Here is a 16,081-nt window from a genome sequence, read left to right on the forward strand (position 1 = left end):
CTGTCCATGAAAATCGCCATCATCGGCGCGGGCTGGGCCGGCATGGCCGCTGCGGTACAAGTCACCAAGAGCGGTCACACTGCTATTGTTTTCGAAGCGGCTCGCGCCATAGGGGGAAGGGCTAGAGCCTTAGACACCTCTTTACCCGACGGCACTGAGGTGACGCTGGACAACGGCCAGCACATCCTGATTGGCGCGTACGCCGACACCTTGAAATTGATGGCCGAAGTGGGCGTGCGAGAACAAGACACCCTGCGCCGCACCCCGATGGCTCTGCTGTTTCCTGACGGAAAAGGTCTGAGGTTTCCCAACTGGCCGACCCCGCTGGACGCTTTGGGCGGCATCGTCACCGCCAAGGGCTGGACTTGGGCGGACAAAGGGTCGTTGCTGCGGGTCGCCACCGCCTGGCAGTTCAGCCGATTTTTGTGCCCGCCCACACTGTCTGTCGCGGCCCTGTGCGCCGGACTCACACCCCGTGTCATGACCGAATTGATTGAGCCTTTGTGCGTCTCGGCACTCAACACACCGGCCCATCGCGCCAGTGCCCAGGTTTTCTTGCGGGTCATGAAAGACGCCTTGTTTGGCGTACAGGGTGGTTCACACTTGCTGCTACCAAAGCAAGATTTGACTGCGCTGTTTCCCGGTCCCGCCGCCAGCTGGCTGGCCCAGCGCGGTGGACAGGTTCAACTGGGGGTACGGGTGGAGCAGCTCACGCCATCAGGCGCGCAATGGTTGGTGAACGATCAACGCTTTGATGCCGTGATCCTGGCCACCTCGTCGGCCCATGCCGCCCGGTTGTTGGAAAACACGGCGCAAGCCGCGCCAGCACCATTGATCACACAGCTTCAAGACTGGATAGCGGTGACCGCGGCCCTGCAATTTGAAGCCATCGCCACGGTCTACGCCTGGGCGCCGCAGGCAAGCCTGAGCCACCCCATGGTCTCGCTACCTCCTTCACACGATGCCGAACACCCCGCGCCAGCCCAGTTTGTGTTTGACCGGGGGCAGCTCGGCGGCCCCAAAGGACTGTTGGCTTTTGTTGTCAGCGCCAGCGAGGGCGACCGAGAAACACTGCAGACACAAGTGATCCAACAGGCCAAGACCCAGTTGGGGCTGAGCCTGCAAGCGGTGACAGCTGTTGTGGATAAACGCGCCACCTTTGCCTGCACCCCGGGCCTGCAACGGCCAGTCATGAAAGTGGCACCCGGCCTGCTGGCCTGCGGTGACTATGTAAAAGGCCCCTACCCGGCCACGCTGGAAGGGGCTGTGCGCAGCGGCTTGGCAGCCGCCAACGCCGCGCTGGCTTGAGCGCCGACGGGGTTCAACGCCCCAAAATTCCGCCCAGCATCCGACTCAAATCACCCGGATTTCCCAGGCCACCCGCTGGCGCTTGGCCATTGGGCGTGAGTTTGTCAATCAAGCCGGGCAACATGGCAGACAGCTGCTGCGCCGCTTGATCCGGGTCGATGCCAAGCTGGCTGGCAATGTTGCGCACCGTATCACTGCCCAGAATTTGAGAAATCTGCTCGGCCGAAATGGGCAGGTTTTCGCCATTTCCGATCCATGAGTTGATCTGCTCGCCCATGCCGCCTTGCTTGAACTTCTCCGCCAGACCGCCCAAGCCCCCCATCTCGCCGTTGTCGGCCAACAAGCGTCCCAACACGTTGGTCATGCCGCCTTGCTGTTGAACTTGCCCAGTCACAGCACCCACCACAGAATCAAACAAACCCATGACTTACTCCTAAAAGGACCAATCGGTCATCATAGGTTCAGCTGGTAAAAATGGATGGGATTTATCGTGAACTACTTAACGATGGACACCGATAACGTCAGCACAGATAAAAATGATTCAGGTGCTGGCAGGCTTGATAGGCTTCAAAGCGGTGCCAAATTGCTCCGTCAACGGTTCATGACCCAAAGGAGGGAAACTGATTTCCGCCTCAGGCACTTTGCGATCCGACACATGGGCCAACAAATGGCGAATCAGCGTCAACCGGCCCAGGCGCTGATCATTGAAATCCACCAGAGTCCAGGGCGCATGCTTGGAATGGGTCGCTTTCAGCATCACATCGCGTGCCTTGCCATATTCAGCATACTTGGCCCGCGCGTCCAAATCGATGGGGCTGAGCTTCCAGCGCTTAAGCGGGTCGGCCAGTCGCTCGGCAAAACGTTCTTCCTGCTTTTCCTGATCCACCGTCAACCAGTACTTAAACAGCAGAATGCCGTCGTCGACCAGCATTTTCTCGAACACGGGCGCTTGCTGCAGAAAGGCCTGAGTTTGCGCCTCGGTACAAAACCCCATGACCCGCTCCACGCCAGCCCGGTTGTACCAGCTGCGGTCGAACAAGGCGATCTCGCCTGCCGCCGGCAGGTGCGCCACATAGCGCTGGAAGTACCATTGCATCATTTCCCGGTCACTGGGTTTGGCCAGCGCTACGGTATGGCATTGGCGGGGATTCAAGGTGTCGGAAATAGCGGAGATCAACCCACCCTTGCCAGCGGTGTCGCGCCCCTCCACCACCACCATGAGCCGCTTGCCGGTGACCTTTAACCAGCGCGCCAGTTCGTTCAGCGCCAACTCCAGCGGCTCAAGCTGCTCGTAGTAGTCACTTTTCTTCATTCGCTCGCTTTTGCCGTTTTTCGATTTTTTCATGATTGCATCCTATCGGAGGAGTCGTTTTTCGGCCAGTCACGGGCCTGGGTTGGATGCGGCTCGAAGCAAGTCACACAAGTCGTGCAGGGTGTTGACCGTGACGTGGGGCTGGGCCGCGTGAGACCATGCTTGTGTGTCGCGATTCAGCCAAACGGTTTGCATGCCAGCATTTAATCCCCCCAGCACGTCCAATGCAGCGTCGTCCCCGATATGCAGCACCTCGTCCGGGTTAACTTGAACACTGGCGGCAGCCGCGTGAAAGATGCGGGGGTCGGGCTTGCCCACACCAAATGACGACGCACTAAAACTTCCCTTGAAATACTCGCCCAAGCCTACTCGGCCCACATCGGCATTGCCGTTGGACACGGCCACCACCGGCCATCGATCGGACAGGAAAGCCAAGGCTGGCAGCGCATCGTCGTACAAATCGACCCGCATCCGCGCGGCAAAAAACACTTCAAATGCGGGCTCCACCAAGCCCACGTCTTCCTTGCTGCGGAGCAACACATGGCGAATGATTTCCCGGCGCACGGCACTCATGTCATGCCCAATCTCGGGTTGCATGGCAACCACATGTTGGCGTACGGCCACCCGGGCCGCTGGATCGGCAAAGGTGGGGGCGGCGCCCGGCGCATGCTCGGCCAACCAAGTCGCCAAGGCAACTTCTGCCCGGTCAATGGCCGGCCAGATGGGCCAGAGCGTGTCGTCAAGGTCAAGGGTTATTGCCTTGATTTTGGAAATAGTCAGCATAGGTGCGGGAGAATAGCGTATGCCCCTATTCAAGTCGCCTTTCGCCAAAGAACCCTCCTTCAACCATGGACAAACCCCAAAAACAGCGGTGCTGTTCTGCAACCTGGGCACGCCTGACAGCCCGTCAGCACCCGATGTGCGCCGCTTCCTGGCGGAATTCCTGAGTGATCCCCGGGTGGTCGAAATTCCGCGACTGCTTTGGCTGATGATTCTGCACGGCATCATTTTGCGCACACGCCCCAAAAAGTCAGGCGAAAAGTACGCCAGCATCTGGACGCCAGAGGGCTCACCGCTGAAGCTTTGGACAGAGAAACAAGCCAAACTATTGCAAGGCTGGCTGGGTCAACGGGGTCACCATGTGATGGTTCGCTACGCCATGCGCTACGGCAGCACATCCATTGCCTCCCAGCTCGACGCACTCAAGGCTGAAGGGGCGACTCGTGTCCTGATTCTTTCTGCCTACCCCCAATACTCGGCCACCACCACCGCCAGCGTATTCGACTCGGTGTACGCTTGGGCGAGGCGAACGCGCAACATTCCGGAGCTGCGCTTTGTGAATCGCTACCACGATGACCCGCGCTACATTGCCGCCCTGGAGGTCAGCGTTCGGCGCTACTGGAAAGCCCACGGCCAGGCCGACCAGTTGGTGATGAGTTTTCATGGCGTGCCCGAGCGCACGCTGCATCTGGGCGACCCCTACCACTGCGAGTGCATGAAGACCGCCCGCCTACTGGCTGATCAACTCGGATTGGTCAAGCAACAGTACAGGGTCACCTTTCAAAGTCGTCTGGGCCGCGCCAAGTGGCTGGAGCCCTATACCGAACCTACACTGAAAGCCATGGCAAAAGCTGGCACCAAACGAGTGGATGTGATTTGTCCTGGCTTTACCAGCGACTGTCTGGAGACGCTGGAGGAAATTGCCATGGAGGGCAAAGAAGCTTTCCTGAAGGCGGGTGGCAAAGAGCTGAACTACATTCCCTGCCTGAACGACGATGCGGTCTGGATCACCGCCTTGTGCGAGATTTCCTTGCAACATCTTTCCGGTTGGCCCACACTGGAGGCGCCTGACGCGGCGGCCTTGGCCGCGTCCCGAGTCGCAGCCTTGTCGCTGGGAGCGAAACAATAACGGTCTACGGATTCGCTCGGCGTGTGTTTGCTATTTAATTTGTAGCTACTACCGCATACTGTAATTGGGCCAAAGCCCTATTTCTTGCAAAGGATAGTGCCCCATGAATTCGATCAGCTCCATTTCAGTCTCCGGCATGGCCGCCGCCCAGACCCGCTTTCACACGTCCGCGCACAACATTGCCAACTTGCAGACGGACGACTTTAAACGCCAGCAAGTAGAGCAGACCGCCGAAAGCGCCGGCGGCGTGAGCACCACGCTGTCGCGGGCAGAAAAATCCGGCAATGCTTTAGAGGCGGATGTGGTCGCCCAACTCCAAGCCAAAAATGAATTTCTGGCCAATCTGTCGGTGTTCAAGACGGCCAACAAAATGCAGGGCGCTCTGCTCGACGTCAAGGCCTAACACGAACCCACACCTGTTCAAGACCGCCGGTAAACCTGCTCCACATAGTTGCGCACCATGCGCGTAGCGGAGAAACGTGGCCCATTGGTCATCAAACTGCGGCGCATCATGTTCACCCACTGCTGGGGCACACCACTTTCGTCACGCTGGTGAAACATGGGCACGATCACCTGCTCCATCAAATCAAACATGGCTTGGGCGTCATGCTGATCCTGCGCATGAATGTCGTGGTCAATATCTCCATTGATGGCCCAGCCGTTGCTGCCGTCATAGGCCTCGGCCCACCATCCATCCAGCACAGACAACTGCAGACCACCACCCAGGCATGACTTCATGCCGCTGGTGCCGCTTGCTTCATTGGGTGGGCGGGGCACATTGATCCAGACATCACAACCGGCCACCAAATGCCCTGCCAGGGGAATGTCGTAGTCCTCCAAAAATGCAGCACGGCCAGCCACACCCGGTGCCCGTTTCAGGGCAAAGACCTGGCGAACCACATCTTTGGCAGCCATGTCATCGGGATGCGCCTTGCCCGCAAACACAAACTGTACCGGGCGATCTCCACCAATGAGTGCCAGGGCACGCTCAGGCATCAAGGCCACCAGATGCAGGCGCTTGTAAACGGCCAATCGACGGGCAAACCCGATGGTCAGTCGATCGGCACTGAAGCCGGTCGTTACGGCCTCCGCGTAATCCAGCGCCTCGCCGCGACGCAATCGGTCGCCCGTACCCCGGCGAGAAATCATGTCAACCAGTTGGGTTCTAGCGGCACAGCGAGCCCCCCACAATTCGGAGGCAGGAATATCGCGCACAGGCCACCAAGTCTGTGCCTGGTCAGCGCGGCTCAGCCAGTCAGCGCCCAAGTGACGGTCCAACAGATGACGCATCGGCCCATGCAACCAGGTCGGCAAATGCACGCCGTTGGTCACGTGGGAGATGGGCACGTCTTTCACCTGTAGATTGGGAAACAAGGGTTGCCACATGGCACGGGCCACCTCCCCGTGCCGTTGGCTGACGCCATTCGCGTGCCGACTGGCCCGCAGCGCCAGCGCGGACATGCTGAAACCTTGATCCGGTGAGGCCGGATCGAGACATCCCATGGCCAGAAAGTCGCTCCGGTCGCCGGCCAGGTCGGCAATGCGTCCCAGCATGGTCAAGGCCTCGCTGCGCTGATAGGTTTCGTTGCCCGCCGGTACCGGGGTATGGGTCGTGAACACCACTTGCTCACGTACCTTCGCCCAGGCATCCGCCAGCCCACAACCCGTCTGATGTTTCGCCTGGGCCAGCAGCTCAAAAACACCTAGCGCCGGATGCCCTTCATTGAAATGGTAGACCGAGGGCTCAATTCCCAAGGCACGCAAGGCTCGCACGCCCCCCATGCCCAAGACCGCATATTGCGCCAACCGGATCGAGCGGTTGCTTTCATACAGCCGAGACGTTACCCAGCGCCCCACCGGGCTGTTTTCGGGTAAGTCCGTGTCCAGCAAATACAGGGGCACCCGGCCCACGTCGACCCGCCAGATGTGGGCCTTGACGCCCTCGTTGTTGATTGGAGTGTAGATCGACAGGGGAAGACCATCACCGCCCGTGACCTTGGCACAAGGCAAACGCTCGGGATCGATGTCCAGCCAATATTCATGCTGGGCGCCAGTGACATCAATGCGTTGATGGAAATAGCCTGTGCGGTACATCAAGCCTATGCCGACCATGGGCAGCGCCAGGTCAGAGGCCTCTTTGAGAATATCGCCGGCCAGAACCCCCAAGCCACCCGAATAAATAGGTAGCGAGCCATGCACGCCAAACTCCGAGCAGCAAAACGCCACCGGGTGTTGTGCGCTGACGGGCCCATCTAGGCAAGGCCGCGCCCGGTCCGCGGCCAACTCTGCGGCAATACTGTCCACCCACGCCAGAAATCCTGGCCTAGCAACGGCCCTCTCCAGCGTGGCACGGGGCACCTCAGACAGCAAGCGTCGGGGATTGTGCGCGGTACGCTTCCAGCACTCAGGGTCAATGATCTCGAACATGGCCGCCCCATCGCGTGACCACGACCACCGGTAGTCATATGCCACCTGTGCCAGAGGGCGCAAGGGCTCGGGCAAGGCATCAGCCAACTCGGCCACGGCCAACGCAATATCGTGATCCCCTGCAAACATGGTCTATCCCCCGTAATGAACATTCGAAAAGCGTAAGCAAGTTGCGCCTCACCCGTCAAAAGACAGCGACAGATTCATTATGGGGAAGCAAAAAATGCGCAGACTTGAGGGAGGTCAACCGCATTCAAACCGGTGCCTCAAACAGCTGATCGGTGGCACGATTTTGGTGCGTTTTTCAAACCCATCAATCCCCACTATCGCGTCATTCTTCTAAGTCAAACCACCTTCAGCTATCAATTTCATAGCTCAAAATTGAGCAGGGATAAGCGGCTTCGCCAATTCTACAAATACATTGTGACAAATATTATGTTACACTCGCAGGCTTTCCTGGTGAGATTTGCGAGTTTCTCTGCAAATCAGGACACGGCATCAAGCTCGTTAACTCCCAACACATCATCACTCTTCGATTCGACCCCGGTGTCGAATCCCACGGGCAACTTGCCTTCAGCGGCAGTGCCCCTCAGATCGTTCTCTGCGCCCGCCAGTGGCAGAGACCACGATCAGATAACAAGGAGCAAATTTTGAAGATTTCCACCCCCCTGCTTTTGGCCGCCACGTTGAGCCTGCCATTGATTGCCCAAGCCGCCGAACCCGCTTCTTGTAAAGCGGTTCGCTTTGCCGATGTCGGCTGGACCGACATCACGGTGACCACCGCCGTCACCAGCACCATTCTGGAATCCTTGGGCTACGAGACCAAGACCAACTTGATCTCCGTCCCGGTGACCTACAAGTCGATGGAGAACAAGGACATCGACGTCTTTTTAGGCAACTGGATGCCCACCATGGAAGCCGACATCAAGCCTTACCGTGACAACGGCAGTGTCGAAACCGTGCGTGCCAACCTTGAAGGGGCCAAGTACACACTGGCCGTGTCGGCCGCCGCTTATAAGGCAGGACTGAAGTCATTTGCCGACATCGCCAAGTTCTCCAAGAAGCTCAATGGCAAGATCTACGGCATTGAACCCGGCAACGACGGCAACCGCTTGATCCAGGGAATGATTGACGACAATAAATTCAACTTGGGCAAATTCACACTGGTTGAGTCCAGCGAAGCGGGCATGTTGTCCCAAGTGCAGCGCGCCGAGCGCCGTGGCAAGTGGGTCGTGTTCCTGGGCTGGGAGCCGCATCCTATGAACAGCCGCTTCAAAATGAAGTACCTCAACGGCGGTGATGATGTCTTTGGCCCCAATTTAGGCGGCGCCACCATCTACACGAATGTTCGCAAAGGTTATGTGCAGGAATGCGCCAACGTGGGCAAGCTGTTGACCAATCTGGTCTTCGACTTGGACACCGAGAACAAGCTCATGGACGCAGTATTGAACAACAACCAGAAGCCTGATGTTGCCGCCAAGGCGTGGCTGAAGGGCAACCCCAAAGCGCTGGACACTTGGCTGGCTGGCGTGACTACTTTTGATGGCCAACCCGGCCTGGACGCTGTCAAAGCATCCCTGGCCAAATAAGGCCACCACTTCAGGGCGCCTCGCGCGGCGCCCTGAAGCACCTCTCTGGCGCAGTGCGCCCCCGCCCAACCGCGCAACGCTACCCGGGCGACTCATCAGAAAAATATGAATAACTACAAACTCCCCCTGGGCGAAGTCACGGCGGATTTCGTCGATTGGCTGACGCTGCACGGCGCCGACTACTTTGACGCTTTTGCCGACACGCTGGAAATGACCATTCACGGCGTCACCAACGGCCTGCTCTGGTTCAACCCACTGGCACTCATTAGCCTGTTTGGCGTGCTGGCCCACTTCATTCAACGCAAATGGGGTCTTACGGTCTTCGTCGTGCTGTCCTTCTTGCTGATCCTGAACCTGGGTTACTGGCAGGAAACCATGGAAACGCTGGCGCAAGTATTGTTTGCCACGCTGGTATGCGTGATGATTGGCGTGCCATTGGGCATTTACGCCGCGCACAAGCCAACATTCTTCACGTTTCTTCAACCCGTGCTGGACTTGATGCAGACGGTGCCTACCTTTGTGTACCTTATCCCTACCCTGACCTTATTTGGCTTGGGCGTGGTACCGGGACTGATCTCCACCGTGGTGTTTGCCGTGGCCGCCCCGATTCGACTCACCTATCTGGGCATTCATGATGTGCCAGCAGAGTTGATGGATGCCGGCAAAGCCTTTGGCTGCTCACGCCGCCAGTTGTTGACCCGCATTGAGCTCCCCTACGCCATGCCCAGCATTTCAGCGGGAATTACCCAATGCATCATGTTGTCGCTCTCCATGGTGGTGGTAGCGGCCTTGGTCGGTGCTGACGGCCTGGGCAAGCCCGTCGTGCGCGCCCTGAATACCGCTGACATTGCGGTAGGCTTTGAAGCCGGCCTTGCCATTGTGCTGCTGGCCATCATTTTGGACCGCGTGTGCAAACAACGCACGACCAGGGGGGGGGCTGCAGCATGAGTTTGATTCGTATTGAAAACGTCGATGTGGTGTTCTCCAAATCTCCCCAAGCCGCGCTGGACCTGCTGGACCAGGGTTTGAACCGGGACGAGATTTTCAAGAAAACCGGCCAGATCGTGGGTGTGCAAAAAGCAAACCTATCCGTGGAGCGGGGCGAGATTTGCGTGCTGATGGGCTTATCGGGCTCGGGCAAATCCAGTCTGTTGCGTTGCATCAACGGCTTGAACACCGTGAGCCGGGGCCGTTTGCTGATTGAGCATGAAGGGGCTGAGGTCGACATTGCCAATTGCTCGGCCGCCACGATGAAGGCCATGCGCACCCAGCGCATCGCCATGGTGTTCCAGAAGTTTGCGCTCATGCCCTGGTTAACCGTGGCGGAAAACGTGAGCCTGGGTCTGGAGATGCAGGGCCGCCCCAGTGCCGAGCGCAAGAGGTTGGTCGATGAAAAGCTAGAGTTGGTCAGCCTGACGCAATGGCGCGATAAGCGCCCAGACGCTTTGTCTGGCGGCATGCAGCAGCGCGTGGGCCTGGCTAGGGCGCTGGCCATGGACGCCGACATCTTGCTGATGGACGAACCTTTCTCCGCTTTGGATCCGTTGATTCGCCAAGGTCTGCAAGACGAGTTGCTGGAGCTACAACGCAAGCTGAACAAGACGATTGTGTTCGTCAGTCACGACTTGGACGAGGCCCTGAAGATCGGCAACAACATCGCCATCATGAAAGGTGGCATCATTGTTCAGCACAGCAAGCCGGAAGACATTGTACTCAACCCGGCAGACGACTACATACGCTCCTTTGTGGCGCACACCAACCCGCTGAACGTGCTTCGGGGCATCAGCCTGATGCGTCCGATTGCAAGCTGCGAAACGGCCAACGGCGAGACCTGCCTGGATAACGTGGGAGACATTTGGCTGACCATGAATGCCGACCAACAATTGGCGAGTTCCCGACGCGGGACAGACGCCCTGCCCTTGCAAAGCTGGACGACTGGCGACTCCATCGAGGCCTTGGAGCAGCGCCCCACGATGGTCAGCGCCGACATTGGCATGCGCGATGCGCTGCATATACGCTACCAAACGGGTCAGAAACTGGTGTTGAGCCAGGGCAGCCAAGTGCTTGGCATTCTGGGCGACCGCGAGCTGTACCACGCCCTGCTGGGCAAAGCCATGGGCTAATGGCCCCACGGGCCGGTTGGCATTCGCTGACCGACCTTTGCAATACATACCAAGGAGGCCTGAGATGCCGACATTTCCGATTCAACAACTTTATATTGACGGCGCCCGTGTGGACGCCACCAGCGGTGAGGTGTTCACCACCGTCAACCCCGCCAACGGCGAAGTGCTGGCGCAGGTGCAGATCGCCTCCAAGCAGGACGTGGACCGCGCCGTGGCCAGCGCACAGGCCGGACAGCGCGTGTGGGCTGGTTTTACTGCCATGCAGCGCTCCCGAGTGCTGCGCCGGGCTGTGGACTTGCTGCGCGAGCGCAACGATGAACTGGCCGACCTGGAAACCATGGACACCGGGAAGCCTGTGTCCGAAACGCGTTTTGTGGACATCGTGACCGGTGCCGATGTCCTGGAGTACTACGCTGGATTGGCCCCGAGCATTGAAGGCATGCAAGTGCCGCTGCGTGACACCTCGTTTGTGTACACGCGGCGCGAGCCATTGGGCGTGGTCGCCGGTATTGGCGCCTGGAACTACCCCATTCAAATCGCTTTGTGGAAGTCAGCCCCCGCGCTGGCAGCCGGCAACGCCATGATCTTCAAGCCCAGCGAAGTCACCCCACTCACGACCTTGAAGCTGGCCGAGATTTACACCGAAGCGGGTCTTCCGAATGGTGTTTTCAATGTGCTCAACGGACCCGGCGCCACTGTGGGCGCCTGGCTCACCGAGCACGCTAGTATTGAAAAAATCTCCTTTACCGGCGGCACCGTGACGGGTAAAAAGGTCATGGCCAGTGCATCAAGCTCCACCCTCAAAGACGTGACGATGGAGCTGGGTGGCAAATCACCCCTGATCGTGTTTGCCGACGCTGATTTGGACCGCGCTGCCGACGTGGCCATGATGGCCAATTTTTACAGCTCGGGCCAAGTCTGCACCAACGGCACTCGGGTATTTGTTCACCAGTCGATCCAAGCCGCCTTCGAGGCCAAGGTGCTGCAACGTGTGCGCCGCATCCGCCTGGGCGACCCGCAGGACATGGAGACCAATTTCGGCCCGCTCGTTAGCGAAGCGCACATGGGCAACGTGCTGTGCTTCATTGAATCTGGCAAAGCCGAAGGCGCCAACCTGCTGATTGGTGGCGCCCGCGAGACCAGCGGCGCTTTGGCCCAAGGCACGTATGTGCAACCGACCGTTTTCACCAACTGCCGCGATGACATGAGCATCGTGCGCGAAGAAATCTTTGGCCCGGTCATGAGCATCTTGTCGTTCACCGACGAAGACGAGGTTATTCGCCGTGCCAACGACACCCACTACGGCTTGGCTGCCGGATTGATGACGGCTGACCTGAACCGCGCTCACCGCGTCATACACCAGTTGCAAGCCGGCATTTGCTGGATCAACACCTGGGGTGAATCGGCCGCCGAGATGCCAGTGGGCGGCTACAAACAATCCGGCGTGGGCCGTGAAAACGGACTGGACACCCTCAAGCACTACACCCGCAACAAATCCATCCAAGTGGAGATGGGCGCCTACACGTCGGTGTTTTGAGCCCCTGTTCGACTGGAGAAAAAATACCTATGACGACAAAAAAAGACTACGACTACATCATCATTGGTGCGGGCTCCGCCGGCAATGTGCTGGCCACTCGGCTGACTGAAGACGCGGAAGTGAGTGTGCTGCTGCTGGAAGCCGGTGGCCCTGACTACCGGCTGGACTTTCGCACCCAAATGCCAGCAGCGCTGGCTTTCCCGCTGCAGGGTAAGCGTTACAACTGGGCCTACGAGACCGAACCCGAGCCCCACATGGGCAACCGGCGGATGGAATGCGGGCGCGGAAAAGGCCTGGGCGGCTCATCGCTCATCAATGGCATGTGCTACATCCGTGGCAACGCCATGGACTATGACGGCTGGGCAAAGCGCGACGGCTTGGAAAACTGGTCCTACCTAGACTGCCTGCCCTACTTCAGGAAAGCCGAAACCCGTGACATTGGCGCCAACGACTACCACGGCGACAGCGGCCCCTTGAGCGTGACCACCCCCAAAAAGGGTAACAACGTCTTGTTTCACGCCATGGTCGAGGCGGGCGTGCAAGCCGGCTACCCGCGCACGGACGACTTGAATGGCTTTCAGCAAGAAGGCTTTGGACCGATGGACCGGACCACGACCCCGAAAGGTCGCCGCTCCAGCACGGCGCGTGGCTACCTGGACCAGGCCAAACAACGCCCGAACCTGACCATCGTCACCCACGCATTGACCGACCGCATTCTGTTTTCGGGCAAGCGCGCTGTGGGCGTGGCCTATCTGCATCAAGACCAGCCCCAAACAGCCAATGCAATACGGGAAGTGTTGTTGTGCTCAGGCGCCATTGCCTCCCCGCAGATTCTGCAACGCTCGGGCGTCGGCCCGGGTGCGCTGCTGCGCGAATTGGACATTGCCTTGGTGCACGAGTTACCTGGCGTGGGCGCCAACCTGCAGGACCACCTGGAGGTGTACCAGCAATACGAATGCCTGCAACCGGTGTCGTTGGTGGGTGCACTCAAGCTCTGGAACCAACCCGCGATTGGTGCGGAATGGCTATTTTTAAACAGCGGCACCGGTGCCAGCAATCAGTTTGAGGCTGGCGGCTTCATCCGCAGCTCGGACCAGTTTGATTGGCCCAACATTCAATACCACTTTCTGCCGGTCGCTATCAACTACAACGGAAGCAACCCGATCAAGGTGCACGGCTTTCAGGCGCACATGGGCTCCATGCGCTCGCCCAGCCGGGGCCGGGTGAACGCGTGCTCCAAAGACCCGCGCCAGCACCCCAGCATTTTGTTCAACTACATGTCCACCGAGCAGGACTGGGCGGAGTTCCGGGCCGGCATTCGCATCACCCGAAAAATCATGCGCCAACCTGCATTGGCGCCATATGCGGGCCGTGAAATCACCCCCGGTGATCTGGCGCAAACCGATGCGGAGCTGGATGCTTTCGTGCGCCAGCACGCCGAGACGGCCTTCCACCCCTGCGGCACCAATGCCATGGGTGTGGGCAACATGGCGGTCGTGGACAGCCAGGGCCGGGTGCACGGGCTGCAAGGCCTGCGGGTGGTGGATGCGTCCATCATGCCGGAGATCGTCACCGGCAATTTGAACGCCCCGACCATCATGATGGCGGAAAAAATCGCTGACCTGATTCGTGGCCGCAAGCCCTTGGCGCGAAGCCAGGCGCCTTACTTCCAAGCCAACGGCGCGCCGGCGCGGCGCTAACCAACAAAGCCTGCACGTCGCCACCGGCGTCAGGCCTTGCTTGTCTTGAGGCTCCCGGGCGCCCCTTCAAGAACTCGTCAGGAGCGACGGTGCCACGCCAACAGCCGTGGTGTCACCAACACGAGCACCACCACCGCAAGCAAGGTGGCGGACATCGGGCGCTCCACAAACACCATCCAGTTGCCTTCGCCAATGGCCATGGCGTTGCGCATCTGCGCCTCCGCCATAGGGCCCAAGATGAGGCCAACAATCACGGGAGCGGTGGGAAAGTCAAATCGGCGCATGGCGACCCCCAGCAATCCCAGGGCAAACATCAGGTAGAGGTCAAACGCGCTCTGGCGCATGCCGTAGACACCGACCGTTGCAAAAATCAAAATGCCAGCGTACAACTGGGCACGCGGGATTTTGAGTAGTTTGACCCACAGGCCCACCATGGGCAGGTTCAATACCAACAACATCACGTTGCCGATGTAGAGCGAGGCAATCAAGGCCCACACCAATGCGGAAGAGGTTTGAAACAACTGGGGGCCCGCCTGAATGCCGTAATTTTGCAGCGCTGACAGCAAAATGGCAGCAGTCACGGAGGTGGGAATGCCCAGTGTGAGCAAAGGAACCAGCGTGGCGGTTACGGCGGCGTTGTTGGCCGCCTCAGGTCCGGCCACGCCTTCAATGGCGCCTGTGGTGCCAAACTCCTTGCGATGCTCTGGACTGGCCAGCTTTCGCTCAGTCGCGTAACTCAGGAATGTAGGTATCTCCGAGCCACCTGCGGGAATGGTGCCAAACGGAAAGCCAATGGCAGTGCCACGCAGCCAGGCGGGCCACGACCGGCGCCACTCGGTGCGTGTCATGTGCACCTTGTTGAGCTTGTTGATCGTGACCGGGTTGCGGCCCTCAAACATGGCGTTGTACAGAACCTCAGACGTGGCGAACAGGCCAACTGCAATCAACACCACCTCCATGCCATCCATGAATTCCAGCACACCACCGGTGTAGCGCACCTGGCCGGAAATTTGATCAATTCCGATGAGACCCAGCGCCAATCCGAAAAACAAAGCCGTCAAGCCACGCACTGTGCTTTGACCCAGAACCGCGCTGACGGTGGTGAAGGCCAGCAGCATCAGACAAAAGTACTCGGGCGGCCCCAGCCTGATCGCATATTCAGCCAAGATCGGCGCAAACAAAGTCACCAGTACCGTGGCAAAGGTACCCGCCACGAAGGAGCCTATCGCTGAGGTAGCCAGAGCAGCACCTGCGCGCCCGTTTTTGGCCATTTTGAAACCCTCCAGCGCGGTGACCATCGTGCCGGTCTCCCCCGGCGTGTTGAGCAAAATGGAGGTGGTCGACCCCCCATACATGGCGCCGTAATAAATGCCGGCAAAGAAAATCATCGACGCAGTGGGCTCGACTTGCCCGGTGATGGGCAGAAGCATGGCGATGGTGACGGCGGGCCCCAAACCAGGCAAAACGCCAATGCCTGTGCCCAAGGCACAGCCCGCCAAGGCCCAGAGCAGGTTGATGGGCGTGCCGGCAGTGGCAAACCCGGCCATCAGTTGATTCAGGATGTCCATATCGATTCTTTAAGAGTCTGGCGTGATTGCCGGGCTTACAGCCAACCACTCGCGGTGATACCTGGCAAGTTGACTGCCAGCACTTTGGTGAACAACCAGAAAACGGGGGCGGCAATCAGCATGCCGGTCACACCATCCTTGATGGTCTGGCGCAAATCGCCCGGTGGTTTGCCTTCGCTGCCACGCAGGCCTCGAACAGCCAGTCCATAGCACAGCGAGCAGCTCAGAATGAAGCCGATGGTGGTTATCAGCGTCGCATTGGCCAGAATGCCAGCCGATACCCAGGCCAGCGCCTTCCAGTCTCCCTGTTCGGCACCCGATGGCGTCTCCATGTGTCGATAACCGCCCGAATAAGCCTCCCAGAGCAACCAGCCTCCACAGGTGGCCATGGCAACCGCCACCAACCACGGTAAAAAGTTGGGTCCGACACCTGAATAGCCAATGCTCGACGGAATATCCATGGCACCATAGGCCAGCACGGCCGCCACAAGCAGCGCACCGGCTCCCATCAACACCTGTCCTGATCGGTGGTGCGTGGAGGGGGGCGTGATATTGGACTCAGACAAGTCGAGGGGGGCCATGCAATGCTCCGACGAAGAAGACAACGA

Annotated in this window: 14 protein-coding genes; 8 read left to right on the forward strand and 6 right to left on the reverse strand. The window is 59.0% G+C overall.

Going from position 1 to position 16,081, the window contains the following annotated elements:
• The first annotated feature begins 6 nt into the window (after positions 1-6).
• On the forward strand, positions 7-1,308 hold the full coding sequence (gene hpnE, locus J8G15_RS06545; RefSeq protein WP_210546707.1) for a hydroxysqualene dehydroxylase HpnE: 1,302 nt from the start codon (positions 7-9) through the stop codon (positions 1,306-1,308).
• A 13-nt stretch (positions 1,309-1,321) separates the two neighbouring features.
• On the opposite strand, the gene J8G15_RS06550 is transcribed toward hpnE, so the two are convergent.
• The 3 genes from J8G15_RS06550 to J8G15_RS06560 all read right to left on the reverse strand — a co-directional run bounded on the left by J8G15_RS06550 (position 1,322) and on the right by J8G15_RS06560 (position 3,403).
• Positions 1,322-1,732 (reverse strand): YidB family protein, encoded by a 411-nt coding sequence (locus tag J8G15_RS06550; RefSeq protein ID WP_210546708.1) that lies wholly within the window; start codon positions 1,730-1,732, stop codon positions 1,322-1,324.
• A gap of 117 nt (positions 1,733-1,849) precedes the next feature.
• Positions 1,850-2,653, reverse strand: a complete 804-nt coding sequence (gene ppk2, locus J8G15_RS06555) for a polyphosphate kinase 2 (RefSeq protein ID WP_210546709.1) — start codon at positions 2,651-2,653, stop codon at positions 1,850-1,852.
• Positions 2,654-2,689: 36 nt separating this feature from the next.
• Positions 2,690-3,403 carry an HAD family hydrolase gene (locus J8G15_RS06560; protein WP_210546710.1) on the reverse strand — a complete coding sequence of 238 codons (714 nt, stop codon included), beginning with the start codon at positions 3,401-3,403 and terminating at the stop codon, positions 2,690-2,692.
• A gap of 19 nt (positions 3,404-3,422) precedes the next feature.
• Here J8G15_RS06560 and hemH point away from each other — a divergent pair, with 19 nt between their 5' ends.
• Positions 3,423-4,529, forward strand: coding sequence for a ferrochelatase (gene hemH / locus J8G15_RS06565; protein ID WP_210546711.1), 1,107 nt, complete (start codon positions 3,423-3,425; stop codon positions 4,527-4,529).
• A gap of 103 nt (positions 4,530-4,632) precedes the next feature.
• Positions 4,633-4,932: a flagellar basal body rod protein gene (locus J8G15_RS06570; RefSeq protein ID WP_210546712.1), complete on the forward strand. Its 300-nt coding sequence runs from the start codon at positions 4,633-4,635 to the stop codon at positions 4,930-4,932.
• Between the two features lie 17 nt (positions 4,933-4,949).
• On the opposite strand, the gene glgP is transcribed toward J8G15_RS06570, so the two are convergent.
• Positions 4,950-7,085, reverse strand: a complete 2,136-nt coding sequence (gene glgP / locus J8G15_RS06575; RefSeq protein ID WP_210546713.1) for an alpha-glucan family phosphorylase — start codon at positions 7,083-7,085, stop codon at positions 4,950-4,952.
• A gap of 521 nt (positions 7,086-7,606) precedes the next feature.
• Here glgP and J8G15_RS06580 point away from each other — a divergent pair.
• The 5 genes from J8G15_RS06580 to betA all read left to right on the forward strand — a co-directional run bounded on the left by J8G15_RS06580 (position 7,607) and on the right by betA (position 13,905).
• Positions 7,607-8,545 (forward strand): choline ABC transporter substrate-binding protein, encoded by a 939-nt coding sequence (locus tag J8G15_RS06580; protein WP_240538464.1) that lies wholly within the window; start codon positions 7,607-7,609, stop codon positions 8,543-8,545.
• Positions 8,546-8,650: 105 nt separating this feature from the next.
• Positions 8,651-9,493, forward strand: coding sequence for a choline ABC transporter permease subunit (gene choW, locus J8G15_RS06585; RefSeq protein ID WP_210546714.1), 843 nt, complete (start codon positions 8,651-8,653; stop codon positions 9,491-9,493).
• Positions 9,490-10,668 (forward strand): choline ABC transporter ATP-binding protein, encoded by a 1,179-nt coding sequence (gene choV, locus J8G15_RS06590; protein ID WP_210546715.1) that lies wholly within the window; start codon positions 9,490-9,492, stop codon positions 10,666-10,668. The genes choW and choV overlap by 4 nt, the downstream gene beginning before the upstream one ends.
• 64 nt (positions 10,669-10,732) lie before the next feature.
• Positions 10,733-12,205, forward strand: a complete 1,473-nt coding sequence (gene betB / locus J8G15_RS06595; protein ID WP_210546716.1) for a betaine-aldehyde dehydrogenase — start codon at positions 10,733-10,735, stop codon at positions 12,203-12,205.
• 29 nt (positions 12,206-12,234) lie between these two features.
• Complete coding sequence (gene betA / locus J8G15_RS06600) at positions 12,235-13,905, forward strand: choline dehydrogenase (protein ID WP_210546717.1); 1,671 nt, start codon at positions 12,235-12,237, stop codon at positions 13,903-13,905.
• Between the two features lie 77 nt (positions 13,906-13,982).
• Here betA and J8G15_RS06605 read toward each other — a convergent pair whose 3' ends face one another.
• Both J8G15_RS06605 and J8G15_RS06610 read right to left on the reverse strand, forming a co-directional pair.
• The gene (locus J8G15_RS06605) at positions 13,983-15,473 is read right to left on the reverse strand and encodes a tripartite tricarboxylate transporter permease (RefSeq protein WP_210546718.1); all 1,491 of its coding nucleotides are present in this window, start codon (positions 15,471-15,473) and stop codon (positions 13,983-13,985) included.
• Between the two features lie 35 nt (positions 15,474-15,508).
• Positions 15,509-16,054: a tripartite tricarboxylate transporter TctB family protein gene (locus J8G15_RS06610; RefSeq protein WP_210546719.1), complete on the reverse strand. Its 546-nt coding sequence runs from the start codon at positions 16,052-16,054 to the stop codon at positions 15,509-15,511.
• Between the last annotated feature and the right edge of the window lie 27 nt (positions 16,055-16,081).

The sequence above is a fragment of the Rhodoferax sp. PAMC 29310 genome (assembly GCF_017948265.1).
Taxonomy (GTDB): domain Bacteria; phylum Pseudomonadota; class Gammaproteobacteria; order Burkholderiales; family Burkholderiaceae_C; genus Rhodoferax.